The 26,008-nt window shown below is 72.7% G+C and carries 15 protein-coding genes; 14 read left to right on the top strand and 1 reads right to left on the bottom strand.

From position 1 onward, the window contains the following. Positions 1 to 155 precede the first annotated feature (155 nt). From V5D56_RS17515 to V5D56_RS17465, 11 genes are all read left to right on the top strand, one after another. Positions 156 to 5,021 carry a ThuA domain-containing protein gene (locus tag V5D56_RS17515; RefSeq protein WP_435736551.1) on the top strand — a complete coding sequence of 1,622 codons (4,866 nt, stop codon included), beginning with the start codon at positions 156 to 158 and terminating at the stop codon, positions 5,019 to 5,021. A 262-nt stretch (positions 5,022 to 5,283) separates the two neighbouring features. Further along, positions 5,284 to 5,952, top strand: coding sequence for a hypothetical protein (locus V5D56_RS17510; protein ID WP_435736550.1), 669 nt, complete (start codon positions 5,284 to 5,286; stop codon positions 5,950 to 5,952). A gap of 37 nt (positions 5,953 to 5,989) precedes the next feature. Next, positions 5,990 to 6,991, top strand: coding sequence for a sugar phosphate isomerase/epimerase family protein (locus tag V5D56_RS17505; protein ID WP_435736549.1), 1,002 nt, complete (start codon positions 5,990 to 5,992; stop codon positions 6,989 to 6,991). 190 nt (positions 6,992 to 7,181) lie between these two features. Next, entirely contained in the window at positions 7,182 to 8,438 is a 1,257-nt protein-coding gene (locus V5D56_RS17500) for a Gfo/Idh/MocA family protein (RefSeq protein WP_435736548.1), read from the top strand. Further along, positions 8,435 to 10,072, top strand: a complete 1,638-nt coding sequence (locus tag V5D56_RS17495; RefSeq protein ID WP_435736547.1) for a sugar ABC transporter ATP-binding protein — start codon at positions 8,435 to 8,437, stop codon at positions 10,070 to 10,072. The genes V5D56_RS17500 and V5D56_RS17495 overlap by 4 nt, the downstream gene beginning before the upstream one ends. Further along, on the top strand, positions 10,069 to 11,175 hold the full coding sequence (locus tag V5D56_RS17490) for an ABC transporter permease (RefSeq protein WP_435736546.1): 1,107 nt from the start codon (positions 10,069 to 10,071) through the stop codon (positions 11,173 to 11,175). Before V5D56_RS17495 ends, V5D56_RS17490 begins: the two co-directional genes overlap by 4 nt. After that, positions 11,172 to 12,254 carry an ABC transporter permease gene (locus V5D56_RS17485; protein WP_435736545.1) on the top strand — a complete coding sequence of 361 codons (1,083 nt, stop codon included), beginning with the start codon at positions 11,172 to 11,174 and terminating at the stop codon, positions 12,252 to 12,254. The genes V5D56_RS17490 and V5D56_RS17485 overlap by 4 nt, the downstream gene beginning before the upstream one ends. 127 nt (positions 12,255 to 12,381) lie before the next feature. Further along, complete coding sequence (locus V5D56_RS17480; protein WP_435736544.1) at positions 12,382 to 13,611, top strand: substrate-binding domain-containing protein; 1,230 nt, start codon at positions 12,382 to 12,384, stop codon at positions 13,609 to 13,611. A 160-nt stretch (positions 13,612 to 13,771) separates the two neighbouring features. Further along, the gene (locus V5D56_RS17475; protein WP_435736543.1) at positions 13,772 to 14,668 is read left to right on the top strand and encodes a sugar phosphate isomerase/epimerase family protein; all 897 of its coding nucleotides are present in this window, start codon (positions 13,772 to 13,774) and stop codon (positions 14,666 to 14,668) included. Between the two features lie 189 nt (positions 14,669 to 14,857). After that, positions 14,858 to 20,362 (top strand): ThuA domain-containing protein, encoded by a 5,505-nt coding sequence (locus V5D56_RS17470; protein WP_435739066.1) that lies wholly within the window; start codon positions 14,858 to 14,860, stop codon positions 20,360 to 20,362. Positions 20,363 to 20,475: 113 nt separating this feature from the next. Beyond that, a complete protein-coding gene (locus tag V5D56_RS17465) occupies positions 20,476 to 21,312 on the top strand; it encodes a hypothetical protein (RefSeq protein ID WP_435736542.1) in 837 nt (278 codons plus the stop codon). A 64-nt stretch (positions 21,313 to 21,376) separates the two neighbouring features. Here the strand turns inward: V5D56_RS17465 and V5D56_RS17460 are convergent, their stop codons facing one another. After that, positions 21,377 to 21,985: a GNAT family N-acetyltransferase gene (locus V5D56_RS17460; RefSeq protein WP_435736541.1), complete on the bottom strand. Its 609-nt coding sequence runs from the start codon at positions 21,983 to 21,985 to the stop codon at positions 21,377 to 21,379. A gap of 105 nt (positions 21,986 to 22,090) precedes the next feature. Here V5D56_RS17460 and V5D56_RS17455 point away from each other — a divergent pair, with 105 nt between their 5' ends. Genes V5D56_RS17455 through V5D56_RS17445 form a run of 3 tightly spaced genes read left to right on the top strand, consistent with a single transcriptional unit; the run spans position 22,091 to position 25,892 of the window. Then, positions 22,091 to 23,359, top strand: a complete 1,269-nt coding sequence (locus V5D56_RS17455) for an acyl-CoA thioesterase/BAAT N-terminal domain-containing protein (RefSeq protein ID WP_435736540.1) — start codon at positions 22,091 to 22,093, stop codon at positions 23,357 to 23,359. Positions 23,360 to 23,385: 26 nt separating this feature from the next. Then, a complete protein-coding gene (locus V5D56_RS17450) occupies positions 23,386 to 24,168 on the top strand; it encodes a LamB/YcsF family protein (protein WP_435736539.1) in 783 nt (260 codons plus the stop codon). Further along, positions 24,165 to 25,892 carry a 5-oxoprolinase/urea amidolyase family protein gene (locus tag V5D56_RS17445; RefSeq protein ID WP_435736538.1) on the top strand — a complete coding sequence of 576 codons (1,728 nt, stop codon included), beginning with the start codon at positions 24,165 to 24,167 and terminating at the stop codon, positions 25,890 to 25,892. The genes V5D56_RS17450 and V5D56_RS17445 overlap by 4 nt, the downstream gene beginning before the upstream one ends. Positions 25,893 to 26,008 lie beyond the last annotated feature (116 nt).

The raw sequence follows: 26,008 nt of genomic DNA, 5'->3' as shown, positions 1-26,008 counted from the left end.
GAGACCTTGTGAGAAACGTGCTTGGAGGATCGCGCGCCCGACGGCGCACGGTCGCGGCGGTGGCCGCGGCAGCGGTCGCTCTGCCCTTGACCCTGGCGACGGCGACGTCCGCCACGGCAGCCCTTCCATCCTCGAGCCCGGTCGCGGCAGCACCGGTGGCCGCGGCCGCGGAGACCGTGCCGTTCGACGTGCTCGTGTTCAGCAAGACCGCCGGGTTCCGCCACGGGTCGATCCCCGCGGGGATCGCGGCGATCCAGCAGCTCGGCGCCGATAACGGTTTCGAGGTGACGGCCACGGAGGACGCGGGCGCGTTCACCGACGCGAACCTGGCGCAGTACGACGCGGTGGTCTGGCTCTCCACGACCGGCGACGTGCTCAACGACGACCAGCAGGCCGCGTTCGAGCGGTACGTCCAGAACGGCGGCGGCTACGCGGGCATCCACGCGGCGTCCGACACGGAGTACGACTGGCCGTGGTACGGCGAGCTCGTCGGCGCCTACTTCAGCGCGCACCCGCAGAACCAGGACGCGACCATCAAGGTCGAGGACCACGTCCACGAGTCCACGGCGCACCTCCCGGCACGCTGGGACCGGTTCGACGAGTGGTACAACTTCCGGACCAACCCGCGTGACACCGTCCACGTCCTGGCGAGCCTCGACGAGACCACCTACTCCGCGGGCTCCGGCGCGATGGGCGCCGAGCACCCCACGGCGTGGTGCCAGGTCTACGACGGCGGCCGCTCCTGGTACACCGGCGGCGGCCACACGGACCAGTCGTACGCAGAGCCGGAGTTCCTGCAGCACCTGCTGGGCGGCATCCAGACGGCCGCGGGCGTCGTGCCCTCCGACTGCAACGCCACGCAGTCCGACAGCTACGAGATGGTGCCGCTCGACGAGAACACCGCGAACCCGATGATGCTCGACGTCGCCCCGGACGGGACGGTCTTCTACGTCGAGCGCGACGGGCGCGTGCGCGTCATCGACCCGGCGACGAACCAGACCACCACGGCCGCGACGCTGGCCGTGACGCAGGCGAACGAGGACGGGCTCACGGGCGTCGTGCTCGACCCGGGCTTCGCCGAGAACGGCTGGGTCTACCTCTTCTGGTCGCCGCAGAACGTCGGCGCGGACGGCCCGCACAACCGGGTCTCGCGCTTCGACTACGACGCGACGTCCAAGACGGTCGACCTCGCGTCCGAGAAGGCCGTGCTCAAGATCCCGACGCAGCGCGAGACGTGCTGCCACGCGGGCGGCGACATGGTCTTCGACGCCGAGGGCAACCTCGTCGTCGTGACCGGTGACAACACCAACCCGTTCGAGTCGGGCGGTTTCGCGCCGATCGACGAGCGCGCGGGGCGGCAGAACTTCGACGCGCAGCGCACGTCGGCGAACACCAACGACCTGCGCGGCAAGGTCCTGCGGATCCACCCCGAGGACGACGGCACGTACACGGTCCCCGAGGGGAACATGTTCGCGCCGGGCACCGCGCAGACGAAGCCCGAGATCTTCGCGATGGGCTTCCGCAACCCGTTCCGGATCGGCGTCGACCCCTCGACGGGCAACGTGCTCGTCGGGGACTACGGTCCTGACGCCGGCAGCGCCAGCGCGACGCGCGGCCCGGAGGGCACGGTCGAGTGGAACGTCGTGAGCGACCCGGGCTTCTACGGCTGGCCGTACTGCACCGGCGCGAACAACCCCTACGTCGACTACAACTTCGCCACGGGGCAGTCCGGCACCGCCTTCGACTGTGACGCGGGCGTGGTGAACGACTCGCCCAACAACACGGGGCTGCAGCAGCTGCCGGGGGCGATCGAGGCCGAGGTCTGGTACGGCTACGGGGGCAACCCGAGCTTCCCGGAGATCGGCGGCGGCGGTGCGCCCATGGGCGGACCGGTGTACGACTACGACCCCGAGCTCGACTCCGACGTCAAGTGGCCGGAGTACTGGGACGGCAAGGCCCTGTTCGGCGAGTGGAACCAGGGCAAGGTCTACTCGTTCCAGCTCGACGGCGAGAAGCGTGACGACCTCGTCGACATCAACCGCGTGCTCCCGAAGGTCTTCGACCCGTCGGCCGGCTTCGACCGGCCCATGGACTTCGACTTCGGCCCCGACGGCGCGCTGTACGTCATCGACTGGGGTTCCGGCTTCGGCGGGAACAACGACTCGAGCGGCGTCTACAAGGTCAACTACGTCCAGGGCGACCCCGCCCCGATCGCCCGCGCGAGCGCGGACGTGACGAGCGGCGCAGCACCGCTGACGGTGCAGTTCTCGTCGGAGGGCACGCGCCACCCGGCGGGCGACCCGGTCACGCTGCAGTGGACCTTCGGCGACGGCTCGGAGCCGTCCACGGAGGCGAACCCCGTGCACACGTACGCGGAGAACGGCAGCTACACCGCCCAGCTGATCGCGACGGACGAGAACGGCGCCACCGGCGTCGCGAACGTGACGATCGTCGTCGGCAACCAGGCACCGACCGTCTCCATCACGTTCCCGGAGAACGGTGGCTTCTTCGAGTGGGGCGACCAGGTCAAGTACGAGATCGCGGTCGAGGACCCCGACGGTGTCGTGACGTGCGAGAACGTGAAGCTGTTCACGTCGCTCGGCCACGACTCCCACGCGCACCCCATGGAGGAGCTCACGGGGTGCTCGGGCACGCTCCAGACGGCGCGTGACGAGGGCCACGGCATCGAGTCGAACATCTTCTGGGTGGTCGAGGCGATGTACACCGACGACGGCGGCGCCGTGGGCGTCCCGCTGACGGCGAACGACCTGCAGGTCCTCCAGCCGAAGCTGCTCCAGTCGGAGTTCTTCACGTCGACCGGTCGTCTCGAGGGCTCCACGAGCGCGGGCGACCCCGGCGTGCAGACCGAGACGACGGGCGACACGGCCGGCGGCGGCCTGAACATCGGGTTCATCGAGGTGGGCGACTGGTGGGCGCACGAGCCGATCTCGCTGGCCAACGTCGACTCGATCACCCTGCGTGCGGCGTCGGAGCCGGGCGGGACCATCTCGCTGCGCTGGGACGACCCTGAGGGGCCGGAGATCGGCAGCCTCACGGTTCCCGCGGGCGCCTGGCAGACCTACTCGGACATCACGGCCGAGCTGCACGACGTCCCGTCGGGCAGCGGCACGCTGTACTTCGTCCAGACGGGCGGCCAGTCGAACGTCAACTGGATGGTCGTCAACGGTCGCGGCGTCACGGACAACGTCCGTCCGTCGATCGACTCGTTCGAGGTCACGCCGACGTCGGGCACCGCACCGCTCACCGTCACGGCGACGGCGACGGCCACCGACCCGGAGGCCGAGGCGGTCACGTTCGCCTGGGACGCCGGTCTCGGTGACGGCTTCGTCGACGGGACGGGCTCGTTCGAGGTCACGTACGACGAGCCGGGCGAGTACCGGCTCCAGGTCCGTGCGACGGACGAGCGCGGCGCGTACTCGGTCGAGTACACGACCGTGACGGTCGAGGCCGAGCAGACCGACCCGGGGATGTGCTTCTCGGGCCGCTCGGACGACTTCCTCGGTGCGGAGCTCGACGAGGACCGCTGGACGGCGCTGAACCGGGACCAGAACCTCGCCGTGCGCGACGGCCACGTCGTCCTCCCGACGACGGCGACCGACTTCTACGGGACCGGCAACACGACGGTGCCGAACCTGGTGCTCCAGGACCTGCCGGACGGGCCGTTCACGGCCACGGCCAAGCTGACGCTGCCGGCTCGCCAGCAGTACCAGCAGGCAGGTCTGCTCATCTGGGAGGACCAGGACAACTACGCGAAGATGGTGATCCAGGGCCGCTCCGCCTCGGCCGACCCGGCCACGCGCATCTTCCAGTTCATCCGCGAGGAGAACGCGCAGCCGAACGAGGTCGGGGAGTCCAACTCCGCGGCGCTCGGCGCAGCGTTCCCCGACACGGTGTACGTGCGGTTCGTCAGCGACGGGCAGAACCTCCAGGCGGCGTACTCGGCCGACGGCGTCACGTTCACGACGATGCCGCAGACCAAGTCCATCGCCGACCTGGAGAACGCGCAGATCGGTCTCGTGTCGCTCAAGGGGAACAACACCGCCTCGCCGGTGCTCGACGCCGAGTTCGACTGGTTCCACATCACGCCCGACGACACGGCGTCCGCCCCCGGGCCGGACGACGAGTTCGACGGCGACGCGCTCGACGCGTGCCGCTGGACGGTCGTGAACGAGGACGCGTCCGGCTACCGCGTGGTGGACGGCTCGCTGCAGATCGACACGACCCCGACCGACATCTACGGGACGGACAACCGCCCCGTGCCGAACCTGGTGCTGCAGGACCAGCCGGGTGAGGAGTGGACGGTCGAGACCGTGGTCGACGGCTCGGCGCTGGACCGCCAGTACCAGCAGGGCGGTCTGCTCGTCTACGGTGACGACGACAACTACGTCAAGCTCGACTACGTCGTCGACAACACGGCGGGCCAGGCGAAGAACGCCCGGATCGAGCTGCGCAGCGAGGTCGGCGGCGTGGTGCAGAACCCGCAGCCCCAGTCGGGGAGCCTCACGGGCGACGTGTGGCACCTGCGCCTCACGCGCTCCGGTGACACGTTCACCGGCGCGTACAGCGCGGACGGCGCGACGTGGACCACGTTCGACCAGAGCGTGACCAACGCGCCGGCCGCCGGCGCCCAGGTCGGGCTCTTCGCGCTCGGTGCCGCGGCCGACACCGGTGCTCCGGCGTCGTTCGGGCACTTCCGCGTGGTCGACGACGAGCCGGAGCCGCTCGCGGTCACGGTCACGGCCGAGCCGCGCTGCGTGGCGGGCAAGGTGTTCCTCGCGGTGCGCGCCACGAACGACGACGAGGTGCCGCTCGCGGTGACCCTCGCGACCCCGTACGGGTCGAAGTCGTTCGCCGACGTCGCGCCGGGCAAGGCCGCCTACCAGTCCTTCGCCGCGCGCGCCGTCGCGGTGGACGCCGGGACCGTGACGGTCACGGCGACGGACGCCGAGGGGAGGACGTTCTCCGAGACGGTGGAGCACACCGCTCAGAGCTGCGCCTGACAGGTTCCGGCGGGTCGGCGCACGCCGACCCGCCGGGCGACGCGCTCGCCGCGCGGGCGCGAAGGGTGCGGGCGGCCCATCGGCCGGACCGCCCGTACCCTGCCCGCACGACGAGCACGACGGGGACCGTCCGCGGTCCTCGGCCCCGGCGCCCGGGAACCGGGCGCTCCGGCCCGGCGCCGGGGCACCCCGGGAGGCCTCAGACCGACCGAGAGCCGACCGGCCCGCTGACCTCCGCACGACACGACGAGGAGACCACCCGATGTCTCGTTCCACCCGGATCGCCCCTCCGACCGCCTCGAGGCGGGCCCAGGCCGCGGCGGCCCCGGTGTCCGCGGTCCGCGCGCTCCTGACCGCGGCGCTCGGCGCCGTGCTCGTCCTCGGGGGCCTGGCGGCACCGGCGACGGCGCACGGCGGCGACGTCGTCATCTCGCTCGGGACCGACGGCGCGGGCGGCGTGTCGGCCACCCTGACCTACAAGAGCGACGGGCACCCGGTGGAGGAGGCGGCGGACGTCACGGTGACGGCGGAGTCCGACGCCGGGGAGACGGTGGGCCCGATCACGCTGCAGTCCGCGTCCGAGGGGGTCGGCTGGTACGTCTCCGACCCCGGCGTGCTCGCCGAGGGGCACTGGATGCTCACGGCGACGATGACGCACCCGGCGGAGGCGACCGCGAGCGCCCAGGTGGACGTCGTCCCGCCGGCCGAGCCCGCCGCGGCTGAGGACGGCGAGGACGCCGACGCGGCCGGGGCCGAGTCGGCCGACGCCTCGGCCGGCACCGACCCCGCACCGGGCGAGGACGCGACGTCGTCCGGCCCCGGCGCGCTCTTCTGGGCGCTGCTCGCTGCCGCCGTCGTCGCCGCGGGTGCCCTCGGCGTCGTCGTGGCGCGCCGACGCGCCCGAACCCTGACCAGCACGTCCACCCGGTGAACCCGGGCCGAACCGAGATCGACGAAGGAGAACGACCATGGCACGACCGATCACCCTCTTCACGGGGCAGTGGGCCGACCTGCCGTTCGAGGAGGTGGCCCGGCTCGCGTCGGGCTGGGGCTACGACGGGCTCGAGATCGCCTGCTGGGGCGACCACCTCGACCCGTGGCGCTGGGACGACGACGAGTACGTCCAGGGCAAGCTCGACCTGCTCGCGAAGTACGACCTCAAGGTCTACGCGATCTCGAACCACCTCAAGGGACAGGCGGTGTGCGACGACCCGATCGACCAGCGCCACCGCGACATCCTTCCCGACGTGGTGTGGGGCGACGGCGACCCCGAGGGCGTGCGCCAGCGCGCCGCGGAGGAGATGAAGAACACGGCGCGCCTCGCGGCGAAGCTGGGCGTGAAGACCGTCGTCGGGTTCACGGGCTCGTCGATCTGGAAGTACGTCGCGATGTTCCCGCCCGTCTCCCAGGAGGCGATCGACGCGGGCTACCAGGACTTCGCCGACCGCTGGAACCCGATCCTCGACGTGTTCGACGAGGTCGGCGTGCGGTTCGCGCACGAGGTGCACCCGAGCGAGATCGCCTACGACTACTGGACGACCGTGCGGACCCTGGAGGCTATCGGGCACCGCGAGGCGTTCGGCCTCAACTGGGACCCGAGCCACATGGTCTGGCAGGACATCGACTCCGTGAGCTTCCTGTGGGACTTCAAGGACCGCATCTACCACGTGGACTGCAAGGACACGAAGAAGCGCATGGGCAACGGCCGCAACGGCCGGATGGGCTCGCACCTCGCGTGGGCCGACCCGCGTCGCGGCTGGGACTTCATCTCCACCGGCCACGGGGACGTGCCGTGGGAGGACGCGTTCCGCATGCTCAACACGATCGGCTACGACGGCCCGATCTCGGTCGAGTGGGAGGACGCGGGCATGGACCGCCTCGTCGGTGCACCCGAGGCGCTCGAGTTCGTCAAGAAGTACGCGTTCGACGCCCCTGACGCCGCATTCGACGCCGCTTTCTCGTCGAAGTAGCACCTCGCCGCACGACCCCGGGGCCGACCCGGGTCATGACGTCCGATGCGCCACCGCCTCCGACCGCTCCGCGGACGGGGGCGGTGGCGTGTTCGTTCCTGATTGTTCTAGGGACGTCTTTATCTAACCGAGACCACAATCGCTCGGCTTTTGGTTGACGGTCGTCAGAAGTGCCCCTACGTTGTCAGTCATGCGAGCCGACGACGTCGCGCAGGATCTGCTTGACCCGGCGCTGGAGCCGGGTACGCAGGACGCGGGAGCGACGACCACTGCCACTGGCGCACCGACCGCCTCAGACCTCTCCGCACCGCGCCCCGGACCCGTGCCGGCGGCCCTGCCCGCCTCCGGGTATCGCGCGGGGATCCTCGGGACCGGCTTCATGGGCGGCGTCCACGCGCGCGCCGTGCGGACCGGAGGAGGGACCGTCACCCTCGTCGCGGCCTCCGACCTCGAGACGGCGCTCGACGGAGCGGGCGCGCTCGGCGCCCAGGCCGTCGTCGAGACCGCCGAGGAGCTCGTGACGTCGCCCGACGTGGACGTCGTGCACGTGTGCACGCCCAACCACCTGCACGTCGAGCTCGCCCGCGCCGCCCTCCGCGCGGGGAAGCACGTGGTCTGCGAGAAGCCGCTCGCCGTCGACGTCGAGGGCGCCGAGGAGCTCGCGGGGCTCGCCGCCGACGCGCGCGCCGCCGACGGGAGGGTGGCCGTCGTCCCGTTCGTCTACCGCTTCCACCCCATGGTCCGCGAGGCGCGCGAGCGCGTGCGTCGCGGACAGGTCGGCACCCTGTCGGTCGTCCACGGCTCCTACCTGCAGGACTGGCTCCTGCGCGAGTCCGACGACAACTGGCGCGTCGACCCGGCGCTCGGCGGCGCCAGCCGCGCGTTCGGTGACATCGGCTCCCACTTCTGCGACCTGCTCGAGTTCACCACGGGCCACCGCATCGCCCGCCTCGTCGCCCGGTCCGCGACGGTCAACCCGACCCGCCGCGGGGACGACGGGGTCGCGCGCCCCGTCGCGACCGAGGACCTCGTCACGCTGCAGTACGAGACCGACCGCGGAGCGCTCGGGACGGCCGTGATCTCCCAGGTCTCGGCAGGCCGCAAGAACCGGCTCCACCTGGAGATCTCCGGCTCCGAGTCGACGCTCTCGTTCGACCAGGAGCGGCCCGAGACGCTCTGGGAGGGTCGTCGCGACGGCAGCCGCCTCCTGGTGCGGGACCCGGAGACGCTCTCTCCCGCGGCCGCACGGTACTCGCGGCTCCCGGCGGGGCACCCCCAGGGCTACCAGGAGTGCTTCGACGCGCTCGTCGCCGACACGGCGGCCGCCATCCGCGGCACCGTCCCCGACGGGCTGCCCACGTTCGACGACGGCCTGCGTGCCGCCCGGCTCGCCGCCGCCGTCGGCGAGTCGGTGCGGTCCGGCGGCTGGGTGGAGGTGCCCCGATGACCGCGACCACGACGCGCGAGCCCGGCACGCCGGCTCCCGGGGACGGCGGCCAGGAGCCCGTCCTGCGGCTGCGCGGCATCGGCAAGGAGTTCTTCGGCAACTCCGTGCTGCGCGACATCGACCTCGACGTGCGCCCCGGCGAGGTGCACGCGCTCGTCGGCGAGAACGGTGCGGGCAAGTCGACGCTCATGAAGGTCATCGCCGGCGTCCACCGTCCCGACGGCGGCACGATCGAGCTCGACGGGCAGGTCACCACCTTCGCCTCGCCGCTCGCCGCGCAGCACGCCGGCGTCTCGACCGTCTTCCAGGAGTTCAACCTCCTGCCGGAGCGGTCCGTCGCCGAGAACGTCTACCTCGGCCGCGAGCCGCGCCGTGCCGGGCTCGTCGACCGGCGCCGCATGCACGCGGACACGGACCGCCTCCTCGCCGACCTGGGCCTGTCGAGCCTGTCCGCGCACCAGCGAGTCGGCTCCCTCTCCGTGGCGCAGCAGCAGATCGTCGAGATCGTCAAGGCCGTGTCGTACGACGCCCGCATCATCTCGATGGACGAGCCGACGGCGGCGCTCGCCGACCAGGAGGTCGAGCTGCTCTACGAGCTCGTCCACCGGCTCAAGGAGCGGGGCGTCGCGATCCTCTACGTGTCGCACCGGCTCAAGGAGATCTTCGACCTCTGCGACACCATCACGGTGCTCAAGGACGGCAACCACGTCCTCACGACGCCGACGGCCGACATCGACGGCGACGGTCTCGTGCGCACCATGGTCGGCCGGGACTTCGCCGGCTACTTCCCGGACAGGGACCCTGCGGTCACGCCGGGCGAGGTGCGCCTCGCGCTCGAGGGCGTGGGCAACAGCCAGGTCGACGACGTCACGCTCGAGGTCCGCGCGGGCGAGATCGTGGCGCTCGCCGGGCTCCAGGGCTCCGGGCGCACCGAGATCGCCCACGGGATCTTCGGCATCGCCGGCTTCACGCGGGGCCGCGTGCTCGTCGGCGGCCAGCCCGTCGACGTGCGCTCGCCGCGCCAGGCCGTGCGGGCCGGCCTCGCGCTCGTCACCGAGGACCGCAAGGCCGAGGGCCTGGCGCTCGGCCAGTCCATCCTCGCCAACGCGCGGCTCGTGCTCGACTCGGTCCTGCCGGGCTCGGCCGACCGCCGCGCCCGCCGCATCCCCGGCATCCTGTCCTCGCTCGAGCTCGTCGCGAGCTCGCAGGAGGCGGAGGTCCAGTACCTGTCCGGTGGGAACCAGCAGAAGGTCGTCCTCGCGAAGTGGCTCGTGACGGACCCTCAGGTCATCGTCCTCGACGAACCGACGCGCGGCATCGACGTCGGCGCGAAGCGCGCGGTCTACGACCTCATGCGCGAGCTCACCGCGAGCGGCGTCGCCGTCCTCGTCATCTCGTCCGAGCTGCCCGAGGTGGTCGCGATGGCCGACCGCATCCTCGTCATGCGCGACGGCCGGCTCGCCGGGGAGCTGCCCGCGGGCAGCGACGAGGAGACCGTCATGGCGCTCGCGACCGGTGCCGGCGAGGACTCGGGCGAGCACCTCGCGGTCGACCTCGACGCCGTCGCGCGGACGGACGACCTGCCCGGGCACGACACCGCCACCCGCTCCGACGGCCCGAAGGAGGACCGATGAGCACCGCCGTCGCGACCGCCGCCCGCACCGCACGTCCCGCCTCGCGGCGCCGGCGCCGCATGGGGTCGACGGAGATCGTCTACCTCGCCCTCGTGGGCATCCTCGTCATCGCCGGCGTCCTCGTCGCGGTCGGCGGCGGGAACCTCTTCAGCACCGCCAACACGGCGTACATGCTGACCCAGACGAGCCTGCTCGGGTTCGTCGCGATCGGGCAGACGTTCGTGATCCTGTGCCGGTCCCTCGACCTGTCGGTCGGCTACGTCGTCGCGCTGTGCTCGATCATCGGGGCCACGACGATGGCCGGCGACCCGTCGCGCGTGTGGCTCGGCGTGCTCGCGGCCCTGGCCGTCGCGGCGGGCGTCGGGCTGGTCAACGGGCTCGTGATCACGAAGCTGCGCGTCAACCCGTTCATCGCGACGCTCGGCGTCGGGCTCATCGTCAAGGGCTATCTCGACACCCAGTTCAAGGGCCCGGCGGGGGACGTCCCGGCGTCGTTCCAGATGTTCGGGTACACGCGCATCGGTCCGGTACCGGTCTCGACGATCGTCATGCTGCTCGTCGCGGCGGTCGGCGTGGTCCTGCTGACGCGTACCCGCCCCGGGTACCACATGTTCGCCGTCGGGGGGAACACCGACGTCGCGCGGCTCTCGGGCATCCGCACCGACCGGACGCTGATCCTCGCGCACGTGCTCTGCTCGGTGTGCGCGGGCGTCGCGGGACTGCTCATCGCCGCGCGCTTCGGCACGGGCAACGCGCTCGTCTACTCCTACGGCCTCGACCTCGACTCGATCGCCGCCGTGGTCCTCGGCGGCACCCTGCTCATGGGCGGCCGCGGCTCGATCGTCGGCACGGTCGGGGGCGTGCTGATCCTCGCGGTGCTCGACACGGTGTTCAACGTCCTCGACGTGGACCCGTTCTTCAAGGACGTGCTGCGCGGCGTCGTCATCATCGCCGCCGTCGCCCTGTACGCCCGCCGCCAGATCGACCCGGCGAGCAGCCGGGCGCGGTTCCGCTCGGGCGGGCGCGGCAGCGGGGCGTCACCGGACCCCGCGCCGTCCCGGTCCACCGCCCCGACGACCACCGCAGGAGGTGCGTCCGCATGACCACCGTCGCACCGCGCCGCACGATCCCGACCCGTGCGCCGCGCACCGGGTTCCTCGAGCGGCTCACCGCGGGCGGGAGCTGGACGGTCTTCGCCCTCCTCGTCCTCGTCTTCGCCGTGATCCTCGTGATGAACCCGTCGTTCGGGGAGCCGACGTCGCTCATGGCCTTCGTCAAGAAGGCCGCGCCGCTCGTGATCCTGGCGATCGGGCAGTACTTCGTCATCGTGTCCGGAGAGTTCGACCTGTCCGTCGGGTCGCTCGTCGGCGCGCAGGTCGTCATCGCCGCCAAGCTCATGGACGGCGAGGACGCCATGACGTGGCCCGTCATGGGGCTCATGCTCCTCTTCGGCCTCGCGGTCGGCCTCGTCAACGGCCTCGTGACGACGCTGCTCAAGGTGCCGTCGTTCATCACGACGCTGGGCATGATGCTCGTGCTGTACGGCGCGATCCGGCTCTGGACCGGCGGCGCCCCGACGGGTGCGCTGACCGAGGGCTTCCGGCAGTGGGGGCGCGGGGGGGTGCCCGACAACCCCGGCGAGTTCCAAGTCCCGTGGGCGCTGATGATCGTCGTGGTGCTGGGCGTGCTCGCGGCCCTGCTCATGCGCCGCCCGTTCGGCCGCACGCTCGTCGCCACCGGTGACAACGACGTGGCGGCCGCCTACTCCGGCTCGTCCGTCTGGTGGGTGCGCACGCGCGCCTTCCTCCTCTCGGGGTTCATGGCGACCGTGGCCGCGGTGCTCATCGGCGGCTACGCCGGCGTCACGGCGCAGGTCGGCGAGGGGCTCGAGTTCATGGCCATCACGGCGGTCGTGCTCGGTGGCGTCGTCCTCGGCGGCGGACGCGGGACAGTGATCGCGGCCATGGCCGGTGCGCTCACCCTCGAGGCGCTGTTCACGCTGTTCAACCAGCTCAGCCTGCCCTCCACGATCCGGCCCGCCGTCCAGGGCGTGATCATCATCGCGGCCGTCGCGTACGCGGCGATGCCCCGCAAGGGCCGGCGCCGCGCCACGACGGGCGAGACCCCGGCCGCGGCGGGCCCCGCCGCCGACCCGAAGGAGCCCGCCCCCGCCCGCGCCTGACACCCGTCCGCCCCGGGACCGGGCGGCAGCACCCACGTCGGACCCGTGACCTCCGGTCACCACCGCAGCACGACACCTTCCCCGCACCCCGCGGGACGACGACGTCTCACCAAGGAGAGAGAAGGACATGCGACGTACACGAGCACTCCTGGCCGGCGCGGCAGTGGCGACACTGTTCCTCACGGCCGCCTGCACCACCGACACCCCGACGGACGCGCCGGAGGGCGGCGGCGAGACCTCGGCCGAGGAGACGGGCGGCGAGGAGACCGGCGGCGCCGACTCCGAGTGGTTCGTCCAGGCCGACTACGACCGCCAGCTCGCGCAGCGCGACGTCGAGCCCGAGGGCCCGGCCGACCAGCCGTGGCTCCAGGCCATCGAGCCCGAGTACGTGGACACGGCCGAGTTCGCGAGCGAGGGCGGCGACAAGACGCTGTGCTTCTCCAACGCGTCGGTCTCCAACCCGTGGCGCGTGACCGGCTTCATCACGATGCAGCAGCAGGTCGAGGTCCTCCAGGAGGAGGGCGTCATCGGCGAGTTCCGCGTGTCCGACGCGGCCGACGACGACAACAAGCAGATCTCCGACATCCAGGCCTTCGTCGCGGCGGGCGACTGCGACGCGATCATCATCTCGCCCTCGACCACCGCGACCCTCACCCCGGCGGTCGAGGCGGCGTGCGAGAGCGGCAAGCCCGTCATCGTGTTCGACCGCGGCGTCGAGACCGACTGCATGGTCACGTTCATCCACCCGATCGGCGGCTACGCGTACGGCGCCGACGGCGCCGAGTTCCTCGTCGACAACCTCGACGAGGGCTCGACGGTCCTCGCGCTGCGGATCCTCCCGGGCGTCGACGTCCTGGAGAACCGCTGGGCCGCTGCCGACAAGATCTTCTCCGAGTCGGGCCTCGAGGTCGTGGGCCAGGAGTTCACCGGTGGCGACGCCGCCCAGATCAAGGACATCGTCACGCAGTACCTCCAGCGTGGTGACGTGGACGGCATCTGGATGGACGCGGGCGACGGCGCCGTCGCGGCCGTCGAGGCGTTCGAGGACGCCGGCAAGCCCTACCCGGTGTTCATGGGCGAGGACGAGATGAGCTTCCTGCGCAAGTGGCAGGAGACCGACATGACCGCGATCGGGGCGGTGTACTCGAACTTCCAGTGGCGCACCCCGATCCTCGCCGCGCAGATGATCTGGGCCGGCGAGGAGGTCCCCTCGGAGTGGGTCCTGCCCCAGGAACCGATCGAGGCCGACGAGCTCGACGCGTACCTCGAGGCGAACTCCGAGATGCCGTCGCTGCACTACGCGAAGTTCGGCGGCGAGGACCTGCCGGGCTACCCGGAGGCCTGGACCGACCGCTGACCCATCGGTGACCGGTCACCGTGACGAGTCACAGCGACCGGTCGCCCGGCGGACCGCACCGCGCCCGGTGCCCGACGACGGACCGTCACCTCCCCGCAGGAGGTGACGGCCCGCCGTCGGGCCCGGGCACGGACCCCCTTCCCCGACGAGAGAGAGCGACGTGGCTCTTCCGGACCGAACCGCCCTGCGTCCCCGGCGCCTCGGCGTCAACACCTGGGTGTGGACCTCACCCCTGACCGACTCCTCCCTGCGCGAGATCGCGCCCCGCGTCGCGGGCTGGGGCTTCGACGTGCTCGAGCTGCCCGTGGAGGACCTCGACGACTGGGACCCCGCGCTCGCCGCGCGCGTCCTCGCGGACCACGGTCTCGGCGCGAGCGTGTCGCTCGTCATGGGGCAGGGGCGCGAGCTCGTCGCGACGGACGCCGCGACCGTCCGGTCCACCCAGGACTACCTGCGCCGCGTCGTCGACGCCGCACGCACGGTCGGCGCACCGGTGATCGGCGGCCCCGCGTACGCCTCGGTCGGCCGCACGTGGCGGCTGGGCCCTGCGGAGCGCGAGGCGGCGTACGAGGAGCTCGCCCACAACCTGGGGCCCGTCGTCGAGCACGCCGTCGAGGCGGGCGTCGTCGTCGGGCTCGAGCCGCTCAACCGCTACGAGACGAGCCTGGTCAACACCGTCGACCAGGGCCTCGAGGTCGTGCGGCGGCTGCCCGCCGACGGCATCGGTCTGATGCTCGACATCTACCACATGAACATCGAGGAGACGGACCTGCCCGCGGCCGTCCGCCGAGCGGGCAGGCGCATCGCGCACGTCCAGGTGTGCGGCAACGACCGCGGCGCACCGGGCACCGACCACCTCGACTGGTACGCGTTCCTCGCCGCGCTCGACGAGTCGGGCTACGACGGCCCGCTCGTGATCGAGTCGTTCACGGCGCAGAACGCGACCATCGCCACGGCCGCGTCGATCTGGCGGCCGCTCGCACCGACCCAGGACGCCATCGCCGTCGATGGCCTGGCCCACCTGAAAGGACTGATGCGCACGCCGGACCTCTCGTAGCCGAAGTCGTAGCTCGACCGCCGGCGCCGGCACGCCGCGGGATGACGACCACCCTGCCCGGACGACCTGTCCGGGCCCGCACGTCATGCCCCTGGAGGCACCACGATGACCGCACGACGTCCCCGTAGGGGGAGGTCCCTCGCGGCCCTGACCATCGCATCGCTGGCGTTCACGCTCGCACCGGTGACGATGGCCACGGCCCAGGAGGAACCACAGGCGGATGAGGAGAGCAAGGTCCTCATCTTCACCAAGACGACCCAGTTCCGGCACACCGAGGCGATCACGCAGGGCACCCCGGTGCTCGAGGCCGCGTTCGCCGAGGTGGGCATCGCGTCCGACCACACGGAGGACTCCGCGGTCTTCACCGACGAGGGCCTCGCGCAGTACGACGCGCTCGTCATGTTCCAGACCTCGGGCGACCCGTGGAACGCGGACCAGAAGGCCGCCCTCGAGCGCTACCAGCAGGCGGGCGGTGGCATCGTCGCCATCCACAACGCCACGGACATGCGCGGCAGCTACGCGTGGTGGGACGACATGATCGGCGCGCTCATGCCCGGTCACGCGGCCACCGGCTCGAGCCCCGGCCTGCCCGGCACCGTGCGCGTCGAGGACCGCACGCACCCGTCGACCGAGCACCTCCCGCAGCGCTGGGACCGCGCCGACGAGTGGTACAACTTCTCGGCGAACGTCCGGGGCGACGCGCACGTGCTCGCCACGATGGACGAGTCGACGTACGACCCGGGCGGCAACGCGATGGGCGCCGACCACCCGATCTCGTGGTGCAAGCCCTACGACGGCGGCCGCTCCTGGATGACCGGCATGGGCCACTTCGGCGCGCACTACACGGGCGAGCCGGACTTCGTCCAGCACATCGTCGGCGGCGTCCAGTGGGCCGCGGGCCTCGTCGAGGGCGACTGCGGCGGCACGGACTGGAGCCAGTTCGAGAAGGTCGCGCTGGACACCAACACGAGCGCCCCGTTCGGGATCGACATCGCGCCCGACGGGCGGGTGTTCTACACCGAGCTCGTGCGGGGACAGATCCGCGTGTACGACCCGCAGACGCAGAACACGACCACCGCCGTCACGCTCCCGGTGTACTCGGGCGGTGAGGACGGTCTCCTCGGTCTCGCGCTCGACAAGGACTTCGCGACCAACGGGTACCTCTACCAGTACTACTCGCGCGCGAGCGCGAACGACGCGGACCCGGCGAACTTCCTCAGCAGGGTCTCGCGGTTCACGGTGACCTCCGACGGACCGGGATCGACGGTCATCGACCCCGCGTCGGAGAAGGTGCTCCTGGAGATCCCGGCCGGGCGTCTGCCCGACGAGCCCGGTCACACGGGTGGCGGCCTCATCGTCGACCCGGCGACCGGTGACCTGTACATCGGCGTGGGCGACGACGTGAACCCGCACTCCGAGCCGTCGGGCGGCTACGCGCCCCTCTCGGAGCGCGACGGCACGTGGCACGACGCGCGCGCGACGTCGGCCAACACGAACGACCTGCGCGGCAAGGTCCTGCGGATCCACCCAGAGGCGGACGGCACGTACTCGATCCCCGAGGGAAACCTCTTCGACGAGGCGGCCGACGCGGACGACAAGACGCTGCCCGAGATCTACGCGATGGGCTTCCGCAACCCGTTCCGGTTCACGATCGACCCGGAGACCGGGAACCTCGGCGTGGCCGACTACTCGCCCGACAACGGCTCCGACAACCCGGCCAACCGCGGCCCGGCCGGCATCGCCGAGTGGAACCTCGTCAAGGAGCCCGGCTTCTTCGGCTGGCCCCTGTGCATGGGGAACAACGAGCCGTTCCGTGACGTCGACTACCGCACGAGCCCGGTGACGGTCGGGGACTTCTTCGACTGCGACGCGCCCGTCAACGACTCCGTGAAGAACACGGGGCTCACCGAGCTGCCCGCGGCCCAGCCGGCGGACCTCTGGTACGGCTACCAGCGGTCGTCGGTCCCCGGCGTCATCAACGCCGGCGGCGGGCTCGCCCCCATGGGCGGACCGTTCTACCAGTTCGACCCGGAGCTCGACTCGGACACCAAGTTCCCCGAGTACTACGACGGCAAGCCCTTCTTCTACGAGTGGGCGCGCAACAAGATGTACTCGATCGACCTGAAGGACCCTGAGGCCGCCGTCGGCGTCAGCGACGTCGAGAAGGTCAACCCGTTCCTCCCGGAGGAGGAGTTCCTCGCGCCGATCGACTCGAAGTTCGGGCCGGACGGCTCGATGTACGTGCTCGACTGGGGCGGCGGCTTCGGCCGCGACAACCCGAGCTCGGGGCTGCACCGGATCGACTACGTGTCGGGCTCGCGCTCACCGGAGGCGAAGCCGGTGGCCTCACCCGACTCCGGGATCGCTCCGCTCGAGGTCGCGTTCGACGGCTCGGGCAGCTCGGACCCGGAGAACGAGAACCTCACGTACGCGTGGGACTTCGACGGGGACGGCGTCACGGACTCGACCGACGTCGCGCCGAGCCACACGTTCACCGAGAACGGCGTCTACGACGCCCGCCTCACGGTGACCGACACCGCGGGCAAGACCGGCACGGCCACCGTGCCGATCACCGTGGGCAACACGCGGCCCGAGGTCGACTTCGGCCTGCCGCCGACGGGTGCGTTCTTCAACTTCGGCGACGCGATCACGTGGGACGTCTCCGTGACGGACGCGGAGGACTCGCCGGACGGGGACGCGATCGACGACGAGCAGGTCATCATCCAGCCGGCGCTCGGCCACGACGCGCACGCGCACCCTGCCGAGCCGCTCCACGGCCGGACGGGCACGGTGCAGACGAGCCTGGGCGGCGGGCACAGCGAGGACATGAACGTCTTCTACGCGATCGACGCCCGGTACACGGACGACGGCGGCGAGGGTGACGTGCCCGCGCTCACGGGCTCGGACACGACGCTCATCTTCCCGAAGAAGCGTGAGGCCGAGTTCCACACCCAGGCCGAGGGCACGACGACGATCCCGAGCCGCGACGTCGAGGGTGGCGGCTCCGTCATCACCGGGGCCGACGGCGCGTGGGCGTCCTACGACCCCGTGAGCCTGTACGGGGTCGAGGCGCTGAACCTGCGGGTCGCCTCGGCGGCCGCGGGCACGATCGAGCTGCGTCGCGACGCACCGGACGGGGAGCTGCTCGGCACGGCCGAGGTCCCGCAGACCGGTCTCGGCACGTTCACCGACGTGCGCGTCGAGGCGACGGACCCGATGGAGCCGTTCACGCTCTACGTCGTGTTCCCCGGTGCGGGCGAGCGCCGCCTCAACTTCATCGAGGCGGACGGCAAGGCCGTGTCGGACACGACGCGCCCGAAGGTCCGCATCACGGCGCCCGAGGCGGGCGTGCAGCTCGAGCAGGGCGAGATCACGGTGACGGCCGAGGCCGACGACCGCGAGAACACGGTCACCCAGGTCGAGTTCTTCGTGGACGACGAGTCGATCGGCGTCGACACCGAGGCCCCGTACGAGGCCACGTGGGAGGTGACCGAGGACAACAACTACGAGCTGACCGCGGTCGCCACCAACGACAAGGGCCTGTACACGCGGTCGCGCATCGTGGTCGCGCAGGTCGGCGACCTGTTCGCCGGCATGACCACCTTCACCAACGCGAACGGGACGTTCGAGCAGCTCGCCGAGGGCAGGTACCTCATCACGTCGGGCGGCGCGAACATGTGGCAGGGCACCAACGAGTACTCGACGATCTACCGCGAGCAGAGCGCGGACGAGAACTGGTCGGCCACGGTGAAGATCAACAGCCAGGGCAACTCGAACGGGTCCGCCAAGGCCGGGATCATCGTCCGCAACGACGTCACGCAGACGGGCAGCTCGCCGGGCTACGCAGCCCTCGGGATGCGCCCGAGCGGCGGCTTCGAGTGGCTGCGCGGCAACGCGGCGGGTCAGCTCGCGACGTCGAGCAGCGCGAGCACGACGAGCTACCCCGCGTGGGTGCGGATCGTGCGCGACGGTGACCTGTACACCGCCTTCTGGAGCAAGGACGGGGAGAGCTTCACGCAGATCGGCGAGCCGCAGGCCCTGCCGGGTGCGGCGTCCGTCCAGGACGTCGGCATGTTCGTCACGGCGCACCACGCGACCGCGACGAGCGCCGTCGAGTTCCAGGACTTCGCGTTCGACGACGACCCGGTCGACCCGGGCGAGCCGGGCGAGGAGAACCCGCCGCAGTGCCTCGCGCACTCGTCGGACGAGTTCGACGGCGACACGCTCGACCCGCGGTGGACGGTCGTCCGCCAGGCCGAGGGCAGCGCGATCGGCGTCGCCGACGGCCACGCGGTCCTGCCGGTCGTCCAGGGTGACATCAACGAGGCGGCGACCGGCCCGATCAGCTACCTCGGTCAGCCGGCTCCCGCCGGTGCCTGGACGCTGGAGACGAAGCTCGACGTGCCGCTCGCGCGGCACTGGCAGCACGCCGGCCTCCTGGTCCACGTGAGCGACGACGAGTACACCAAGCTCGCGTTCACGAAGAACCAGTCCGGTGCCCGCTTCCTCGAGTTCCAGACCGAGACCGGCGGGTCCCGCACGTGGCACGGCCAGGAGGACGTCGCCGAGGACTTCCCGACGACGATCCACCTGCGCCTCGTGTCCGACGGTGCCCAGATCACGGCGGCGTACTCGGCCGACGGCGCGACGTGGAACGACCTCGACGGGGCCGCTCCCGTCAAGGACGGTGCGACGTTCGGCGTCATGGCCGGCGGTGACACCGCCACGGCGGACACCGTCGCGACGGTCGACCACGTCCGCGTCAGCGGGGCGGAGCCGGACGACGGCGTGCGTGAGCCGAGCGACGAGTTCGAGGGCGACGCCCTCGACGGGTGCCGCTGGGACTCCGTGGTCCGCTACGACGGCGCCAAGGCCGTCGTCGCGGGGAGCGAGCTCCGGATCACGACGCAGCCGGGCGACATCCACGGCACGGCCAACGACGACCCGCGCAACGTCATCCTCCAGGAGGCTCCGGAGGGTGACTGGGTCGCCGAGACGCGGTTCAAGGCGCCGCTCGCACACCGGTGGCAGTTCGCCGGTCTCCTGGCGTACGCCGACGACGACAACTACGTCAAGGCGGACGTCGTCGCGAAGAACGCCCCGGGCGCCGCGCTGAACCTCGGCGCGGAGACCGTCTCGGAGAAGGGCGCGGTGTTCGGCGACGGCGGCAACCGTCAGCTCGAGCTCGCGGACTCCACCGAGTCCGGCTACTGGTACGTGCGCCTCGAGAAGGTGGGGAACACCTACCAGGGCTGGGTCAGCGACGGTGGCGTGAGCTGGCAGCCCGTCGGCGAGCCGGTGACCAACGACGTCCCCATGACGTCCGTCGGTCTCGTGGCGATCGGCCCGGAGCAGGAGACGCCCGTCACCGTGGCGTTCGACTGGTTCCGGCTGACCACCGGCGGCGAGGAGCCCGAGGTGGCGGTCGAGGTCGAGGCCACGACCCGGTGCCTCGCCGGCAAGGCGTACGTCGCCGTCCGCGCGACCAACGCCGACGACGCGGCGGCGGCGATCACCCTCGCCACACCGTTCGGCACGAAGGAGTTCGCCGAGGTCGCGGTCGGCAAGGCCGCGTACCAGTCGTTCGCGGTGCGTGCCGCGGACGCCGAGGCGGGCACCGCGACCGTCACCGCGACGATCGGAGATCGCACGGCCACCCTCGAGGTGCCGTACGACGCCGTGAGCTGCGGCTGACACCGGGCCGGTGGTGGGTGCCGCCCACCACCGGCCCACCGGTCCCGTCGGCCCGACGAAGGCCGGGCCGGCGGGACCTCCTACAGCAGACCGACCACAGGACGGAGAAGAACGTGGCACAGCGGACCGGCGCACGAGGCCCTGCGACGCGACCGGCGCGGACCGGTGCTCCTCCGGCGAGCCCTCGCCGTCCTGCCGACCGGGGTGGTGCCGGCCGCCCCGAGCCCCGGCCACCGGCGCGCGTCCGCGCGCGCCGGTGGCTGCAGGGTGCCGGACCGCGAGGCTGGGCGCTGCTCGTCGCGGGTGCGCTCGCGGTCGTGGTGGTGGTCGTCGTCCTCGTCGTCGCACTGACGCGGGGTGGTGGAGACGAGGCGCCCGCCGACGGGTTCGCCGTCGACCCGGCGCGCGTCGCCGAGCTCGAGGCCGCCGAGGCGGAGCGCGACGCGGAGAACCTCACGGCGTCGATCGAGCACGCGCACCACCTGCAGACCGAGCTCGTCCCGGTGCTGCACGCCCTGCACGCCGCGCTCCCGGTGGACGGGACCGCGGCGACACCGCCCTCTGCGGAGGAGGTCGCCGCGTGGCGGGACACGCTGGACGGGCTGACGTCCGAGACCGGGAACCTCGCGAGCGGGTCCTCGGAGCACAACATCGTGCGCAACGGCATGCTGACGTCGCTCGAGCTGCTCGGCGACACGGTGGACGCCGTCGACCTCGCTCGCTCGGCCGACGCGGGGACCGCGCCGGACCTCTACGCCCTCGCCGGCGAGCTGCGCACGCGCGCCGTCGAGACGTGGGGGCTGGCGGCGATCCAGCTGGACCTGCGTGCCGTCGCGGCCGACCAGGGGCACGTGCACGTGTTCCTGCCCGTGCGACCGGGGGACTCGCTCGACGGCGGTCTCGACACGCACGGCGGGGAAGAGCCTCACGACGACGGCCACGACCACTGAGCCGCACCACGTCCGTCGGTCCGTGCGCGGCGGTGCCGCGACCGGTCAGTCGTGCCGCGACCGGTCAGGCGCCGTGCACCATGACGACGTCGGAGTGCTCCTCGCCGCCCACGACGTACGTGCGCTCCCCGACGACGGCGAACCCGCTCTTGCGGTAGAACGCCTGCGCCCGTCCGTTGTGCTCGTTCGTCCCGAGCCACACGGGTCGCCCCGGTGCGAGGCGGTCGGCGGCGTCCAGCGCGGCGGCCATGAGCGCGCTCGCGACCCCGGACCCCTGTGCCTCGGGGTGCACGTAGATCTTCGACAGCTCGACGACCTCGCCCGGGCCGACGGCGCGGGCCACGTCCGCGTCGTCGGGCGCCGCGCGGACCAGGAGGGCGTACCCGACCTCGCGCGCCGCACCGTGCGCGACCTCGCGTGCGGGCTCGTGCGCGGGGCCGGTGGCAGCCGTCGTCGGGGCGGGTGCCTCCGCGACGAGCAGCTCGTGGTCGGCGCTCGCGGCCCACGCGCGGAACCGGTCGGGCGAGAGCTGTGTCGCCACGTGCTCCGCGATGGCGGCAGGCGACGTCCCGGGCGGGCAGGCGAGCGGGAACGTGAGGGCGGCGAGCCGCGCGAGCGACGGCGCGTCGTCGGGCGTCGCGGCGCGCACGGTCGTGAGGTCCAGGGCGTCCACGTCCGCGAATCTACCCCGGGGAGCACGGCCGGCCGGCGTGTGCGGCGAGCCGTCCGGTGCGTACCGGTACGTGCGGATATTCGATGCCGCCTGCCATCATGGGGCATGCCCGCCCGACGACGTGCCGGCGCCACCGCGCCGCAGCTCGCCCTGTGCCTCGCGCTCGCCGCCTCGCTCGGCGCGTGCACCCCCGGGACCGACCCGTCGATCGAGGTCTCGAGGCTCGACGGCCCGTTCGCCCCGCTCGAGGTCGTCGTCACCGGTCTCGAGCCGGGGACGCAGGTCACGCTCGAGGCCGAGGCCGTCGTGCACGCCGCTCGGTTCGGGTCCGCCGCGACCTTCGACGTGCCCGCCGGCGGGACCCTCGACCTCGCTGCCGACGCGCCGCGCTCGGGCGACTGGTCGACCGCCGACCCGATGGCGCCGATCTGGTCGATGACCACCGCAGGACGGTGGGACCCGGCGGCGTGGGACGAGCCGTTCGACGTGGAGCTGAAGGTCGCGGTCGGCGCGGGGGAAGTCCTGGCGCAGACGACGCTGTCCCGACCGGGCACCGCCCCGGACGTCACCGTGCGAGTTGTGACCGACGCCGGGCTGGTCGCGGAGTACGCCGTGCCCGCCGACCTGCCCGCCGGGGAGGAGCGACCGGCCGTGCTCGTCTTCGGAGGGTCGGAGGGCGGCCTGAGCAGCGGGTCGAGCACGGCCCGCTGGCTCGCCGGGCTGGGCTACCCGGCGCTCGGCATCTCGTACTTCGGGTCGCCCGGACAGCCTCCCGGCCTCGAAGAGGTCCCGGTCGAGACGTTCCTCGACGCCCTCGCCTGGCTCCACGAGCAGCCCGAGGTGGACCGCGAGACGGTGATGGCGTTCGGCGTCTCGCGCGGCGGGGAGATGGCGCTCTGGCTCGCGGCCGAGCACCCCGACCTCGTGCACGGCGCGATCGCGCCCGTCGGCGCCGGCCGCTTCGTGTGCGGCTACCCCGACACGACGGTCCCGGCGTGGACGCTCGGGGGAGCGCCCCTGTCCGAGGAGTGCCTCAGCTCGGCCGACGCCGTCCCGCCGCCGGAGACCGCGATCGACGTCGCCTCGATCGCCGGTCCGGTGGTGCTCGCGTGCGGCACCCAGGACACCCTCTGGGCGTCGTGCGGCTTCGCGGACGACGTCCAGGGCCGTCGTGCCGGTGCCGACGACGCGACCACCCTGCGCGTGCACGGCGACGGCGCCGGCCACTTCGTCGCGTGGGCGCCGTACGTCCCGTACTACCTCGGCCTGCCCGGAGAGCCCGGCGACGGGTCCGCGGCGGCCAACCATGCCGCGCGCGTGCAGCTCTGGGGGCACGTGGCCGACGTGCTCTCCGCGCTGCGTGGCACGTCCTGACGCTGGGTCGACGGCATGATGGGGGAGTGACGCGCATCGACCTCAACGCGGACCTCGGCGAGGGCTTCGGACGGTGGTCCCTCGCCGACGACCACGCCCTCCTGGGCCTCGTGACCAGCGCGAACGTCGCGTGCGGCTTCCACGCCGGCGACCCGGGGACCATGCGCGCGGTGACGCGCGCCGCGGCGGCCGCCGGCGTGAGCGTCGGCGCGCACGTCGGCTACCGGGACCTCGCCGGGTTCGGCCGCCGCTTCCTGGACGTCGCCCCCGCCGAGCTCACCGACGACGTGCTCTACCAGCTCGCGGCCCTCGACGGCTTCGCGCGCGTCGCCGGCGACCGGGTCCGGTACGTCAAGCCCCACGGCGCCCTCTACAACGCGATCGTGCACCACGAGGGGCAGGCACGTGCCGTCGTCGACGCGGTGCGGGAGTACGACCCGACGCTGCCCGTGGTCGGGCTCCCGGGCTCGGCCGTCCTGCGTCTCGCCGACGAGGCGGGTCTGCGCACCGTGCGCGAGGCCTTCGCCGACCGCGGCTACCTCCGCACGGGCGAGCTCGTGCCGCGCGGGCGCGCGGGCGCCGTCCTGCACGACGCCGCCGAGGTCGCCGCACGCGTCGTCCGGCTCGTCACGACGGGCACGGTCCACGCCGTCGACGGCACGCCGGTCGAGGTCGAGGCCGGCTCGGTCTGCGTCCACTCCGACACTCCGGGCGCCGTCGACCTCCTCGGCGCGGTGCGGCGCGCGCTCGACGAGGCGGGCGTCGTCGTGCAGGCGTTCACCGCCGGGGGCGAGAGCGAGACGCCGTGACCCCCTCCGGGGACGTGCGGCGCTACGGCGAGACGGCGTTCCTCGTCGACCTCCCCGACCTCGCCGCGGTGCGCGCGCTCGACCGCTGCCTGGCCTCGGAACGCCCGGGCGAGGTGCTCGACGTCGTCCCCGCCGCACGGACCGTCCTCGTCACCTTCCAGGACGCGGCCCGTTCGGCGACCGTCGAGCGCTGGGTCCGCGAGGCGCTGGAGCGGGTCGCCGGCTCGCACGCCGCGCCGCAGACCGAGGGCGCCGGGGCGGAGGGCGCCGCCGTGGTCGAGCTGCCCGTCGTCTACGACGGCGCCGACCTCGCCGACGTCGCGGCGTGGGCGGGAATCAGCGAGGCGGAGGTCGTCGCACGGCATTCCGGCCGCGCCTACGAGGCCGCGTTCGGGGGTTTCGCGCCCGGCTTCGTCTATCTCGTAGGTGTCGACCCGGTGATCGCGGCGCCACGCCTCGCCACGCCGCGTCCGCACGTCCCCGCGGGCGCCGTGGCGGTCGCGGGCGAGCTCACGGCCGTCTACCCGACGTCCTCGCCGGGCGGCTGGCGCCTGCTCGGCACGACCGCGGAGCGCATGTTCGACGTCGAACGCGACCCGCCCGCGCTCGTGGCACCCGGGGCGAGGGTCCGGTTCCTGCCCGCCCGGGCCGTCGTCGCGGGCGCCGGGCGCGGCCCGCTCGTACCGGACCGGAAGACCGCGAACCGGCCGACGGCCGGGAAAGGCACCAGGAACGTGGACGGGTCGGCGGCCCCTGCGGCCGGCGAGGGCCGCGCGCTCGCCGCAGGCGAGGGCGCCGACGCAAACCTCCGCGGCGCCGCGCCAGCCCTCGACGACGAGGCGTCACCGGCACTGACGGTGCTCTCGGCGGGACCGCAGACCCTCGTCCAGGACCTGGGTCGTCCCGGGCTCGGTGCGATCGGTGTGGGTCCCTCCGGCGTCGTCGACCGGGGGGCGTCGGCGCTCGCGAACCGCCTCGTCGGGAACGACCGGGGCGCTGCGCTCCTCGAGGTGACGCTCGGGGGCCTGACCGTGCGGTTCGACGCACCCGCCGTCGTCGCGCTGACCGGTGCCGACGCGCCGGCGACCGTCGACGGGACGCCCGTCGGGCGGCACGCCACGCTGCGCGTCGGGGCGGGCTCCGTCCTGAGCCTCGGGATGCCGTCCCACGGGATCCGGACCTACGTCGCCGTGCGTGGCGGGGTCGACGTCGATCCGGTCCTCGGGTCGCGCTCCCGCGACGTCCTGTCCGGACTGGGTCCGCGGCCGCTGGCTGCGGGCGACGTGCTCGGCATCGGCTCGCAGACCGGGACGCTCCCCCCGGTCGAGCTCGCACCGGTCCGCCACGAGGCCGGCACGCTGCGGCCGGGCGAGCGGCACGTGGTGCTCCCCGTCATCGCCGGGACGCGGCCGGAGTGGTTCCTGCCCGGCGCGTGGCAGGCGCTCGGCGCCCTGCGCACGGTCACCGCGAACAGCAACCGCGTGGCCCTGCGCCTCGACGGTCAGGTGGTCCCACGCCGCGATGGGGAGCTGCCGTCCGAGGGAGTGGTCCGCGGAGCGGTCCAGGTCCCGCCGGACGGGCGACCGGTCGTCTTCCTCGCCGACCACCCGGTCACGGGTGGCTACCCCGTGATCGGCGTCCTGACGGCGGAAGCCACGGACCGTGCGGCACAGCTGCGTCCGGGGGACTCTCTCCGCCTCCGCGCGGTGCGGGGAGTGCCCTGACCAGGACGCCCCGGGTCGCCCGTGGCCAGGACGGCCGAGGAGGTGCCTGGGGCCCCTGACCTGCGTGCCGGGGGAGGTGCGCGGGGGTGCGCGGAGGCGACCTGGGCGCTGCCGTC

The sequence above is a fragment of the Cellulosimicrobium sp. PMB13 genome (assembly GCF_051294865.1).
Classification (GTDB): Bacteria; Actinomycetota; Actinomycetes; order Actinomycetales; family Cellulomonadaceae; genus Cellulosimicrobium.
The sequence above is the reverse complement of the archived record's forward strand: the minus strand, read 5'-3'. Positions and strand labels throughout refer to the sequence as shown.

Bases quoted from the DNA above. Each gene is read 5' to 3' on its own strand.
- V5D56_RS17505 (WP_435736549.1), top strand. From the start codon at position 5,990: ATGGCACGACCGATCACCCTCTTCACGGGGCAGTGGGCCGACCTGCCG.
- V5D56_RS17480 (WP_435736544.1), top strand. From the start codon at position 12,382: ATGCGACGTACACGAGCACTCCTGGCCGGCGCGGCAGTGGCGACACTG.
- V5D56_RS17500 (WP_435736548.1), top strand. From the start codon at position 7,182: ATGCGAGCCGACGACGTCGCGCAGGATCTGCTTGACCCGGCGCTGGAG.
- V5D56_RS17485 (WP_435736545.1), top strand. From the start codon at position 11,172: ATGACCACCGTCGCACCGCGCCGCACGATCCCGACCCGTGCGCCGCGC.
- V5D56_RS17490 (WP_435736546.1), top strand. From the start codon at position 10,069: ATGAGCACCGCCGTCGCGACCGCCGCCCGCACCGCACGTCCCGCCTCG.
- V5D56_RS17470 (WP_435739066.1), top strand. From the start codon at position 14,858: ATGGCCACGGCCCAGGAGGAACCACAGGCGGATGAGGAGAGCAAGGTC.
- V5D56_RS17510 (WP_435736550.1), top strand. From the start codon at position 5,284: ATGTCTCGTTCCACCCGGATCGCCCCTCCGACCGCCTCGAGGCGGGCC.
- V5D56_RS17495 (WP_435736547.1), top strand. From the start codon at position 8,435: ATGACCGCGACCACGACGCGCGAGCCCGGCACGCCGGCTCCCGGGGAC.
- V5D56_RS17455 (WP_435736540.1), top strand. From the start codon at position 22,091: ATGCCCGCCCGACGACGTGCCGGCGCCACCGCGCCGCAGCTCGCCCTG.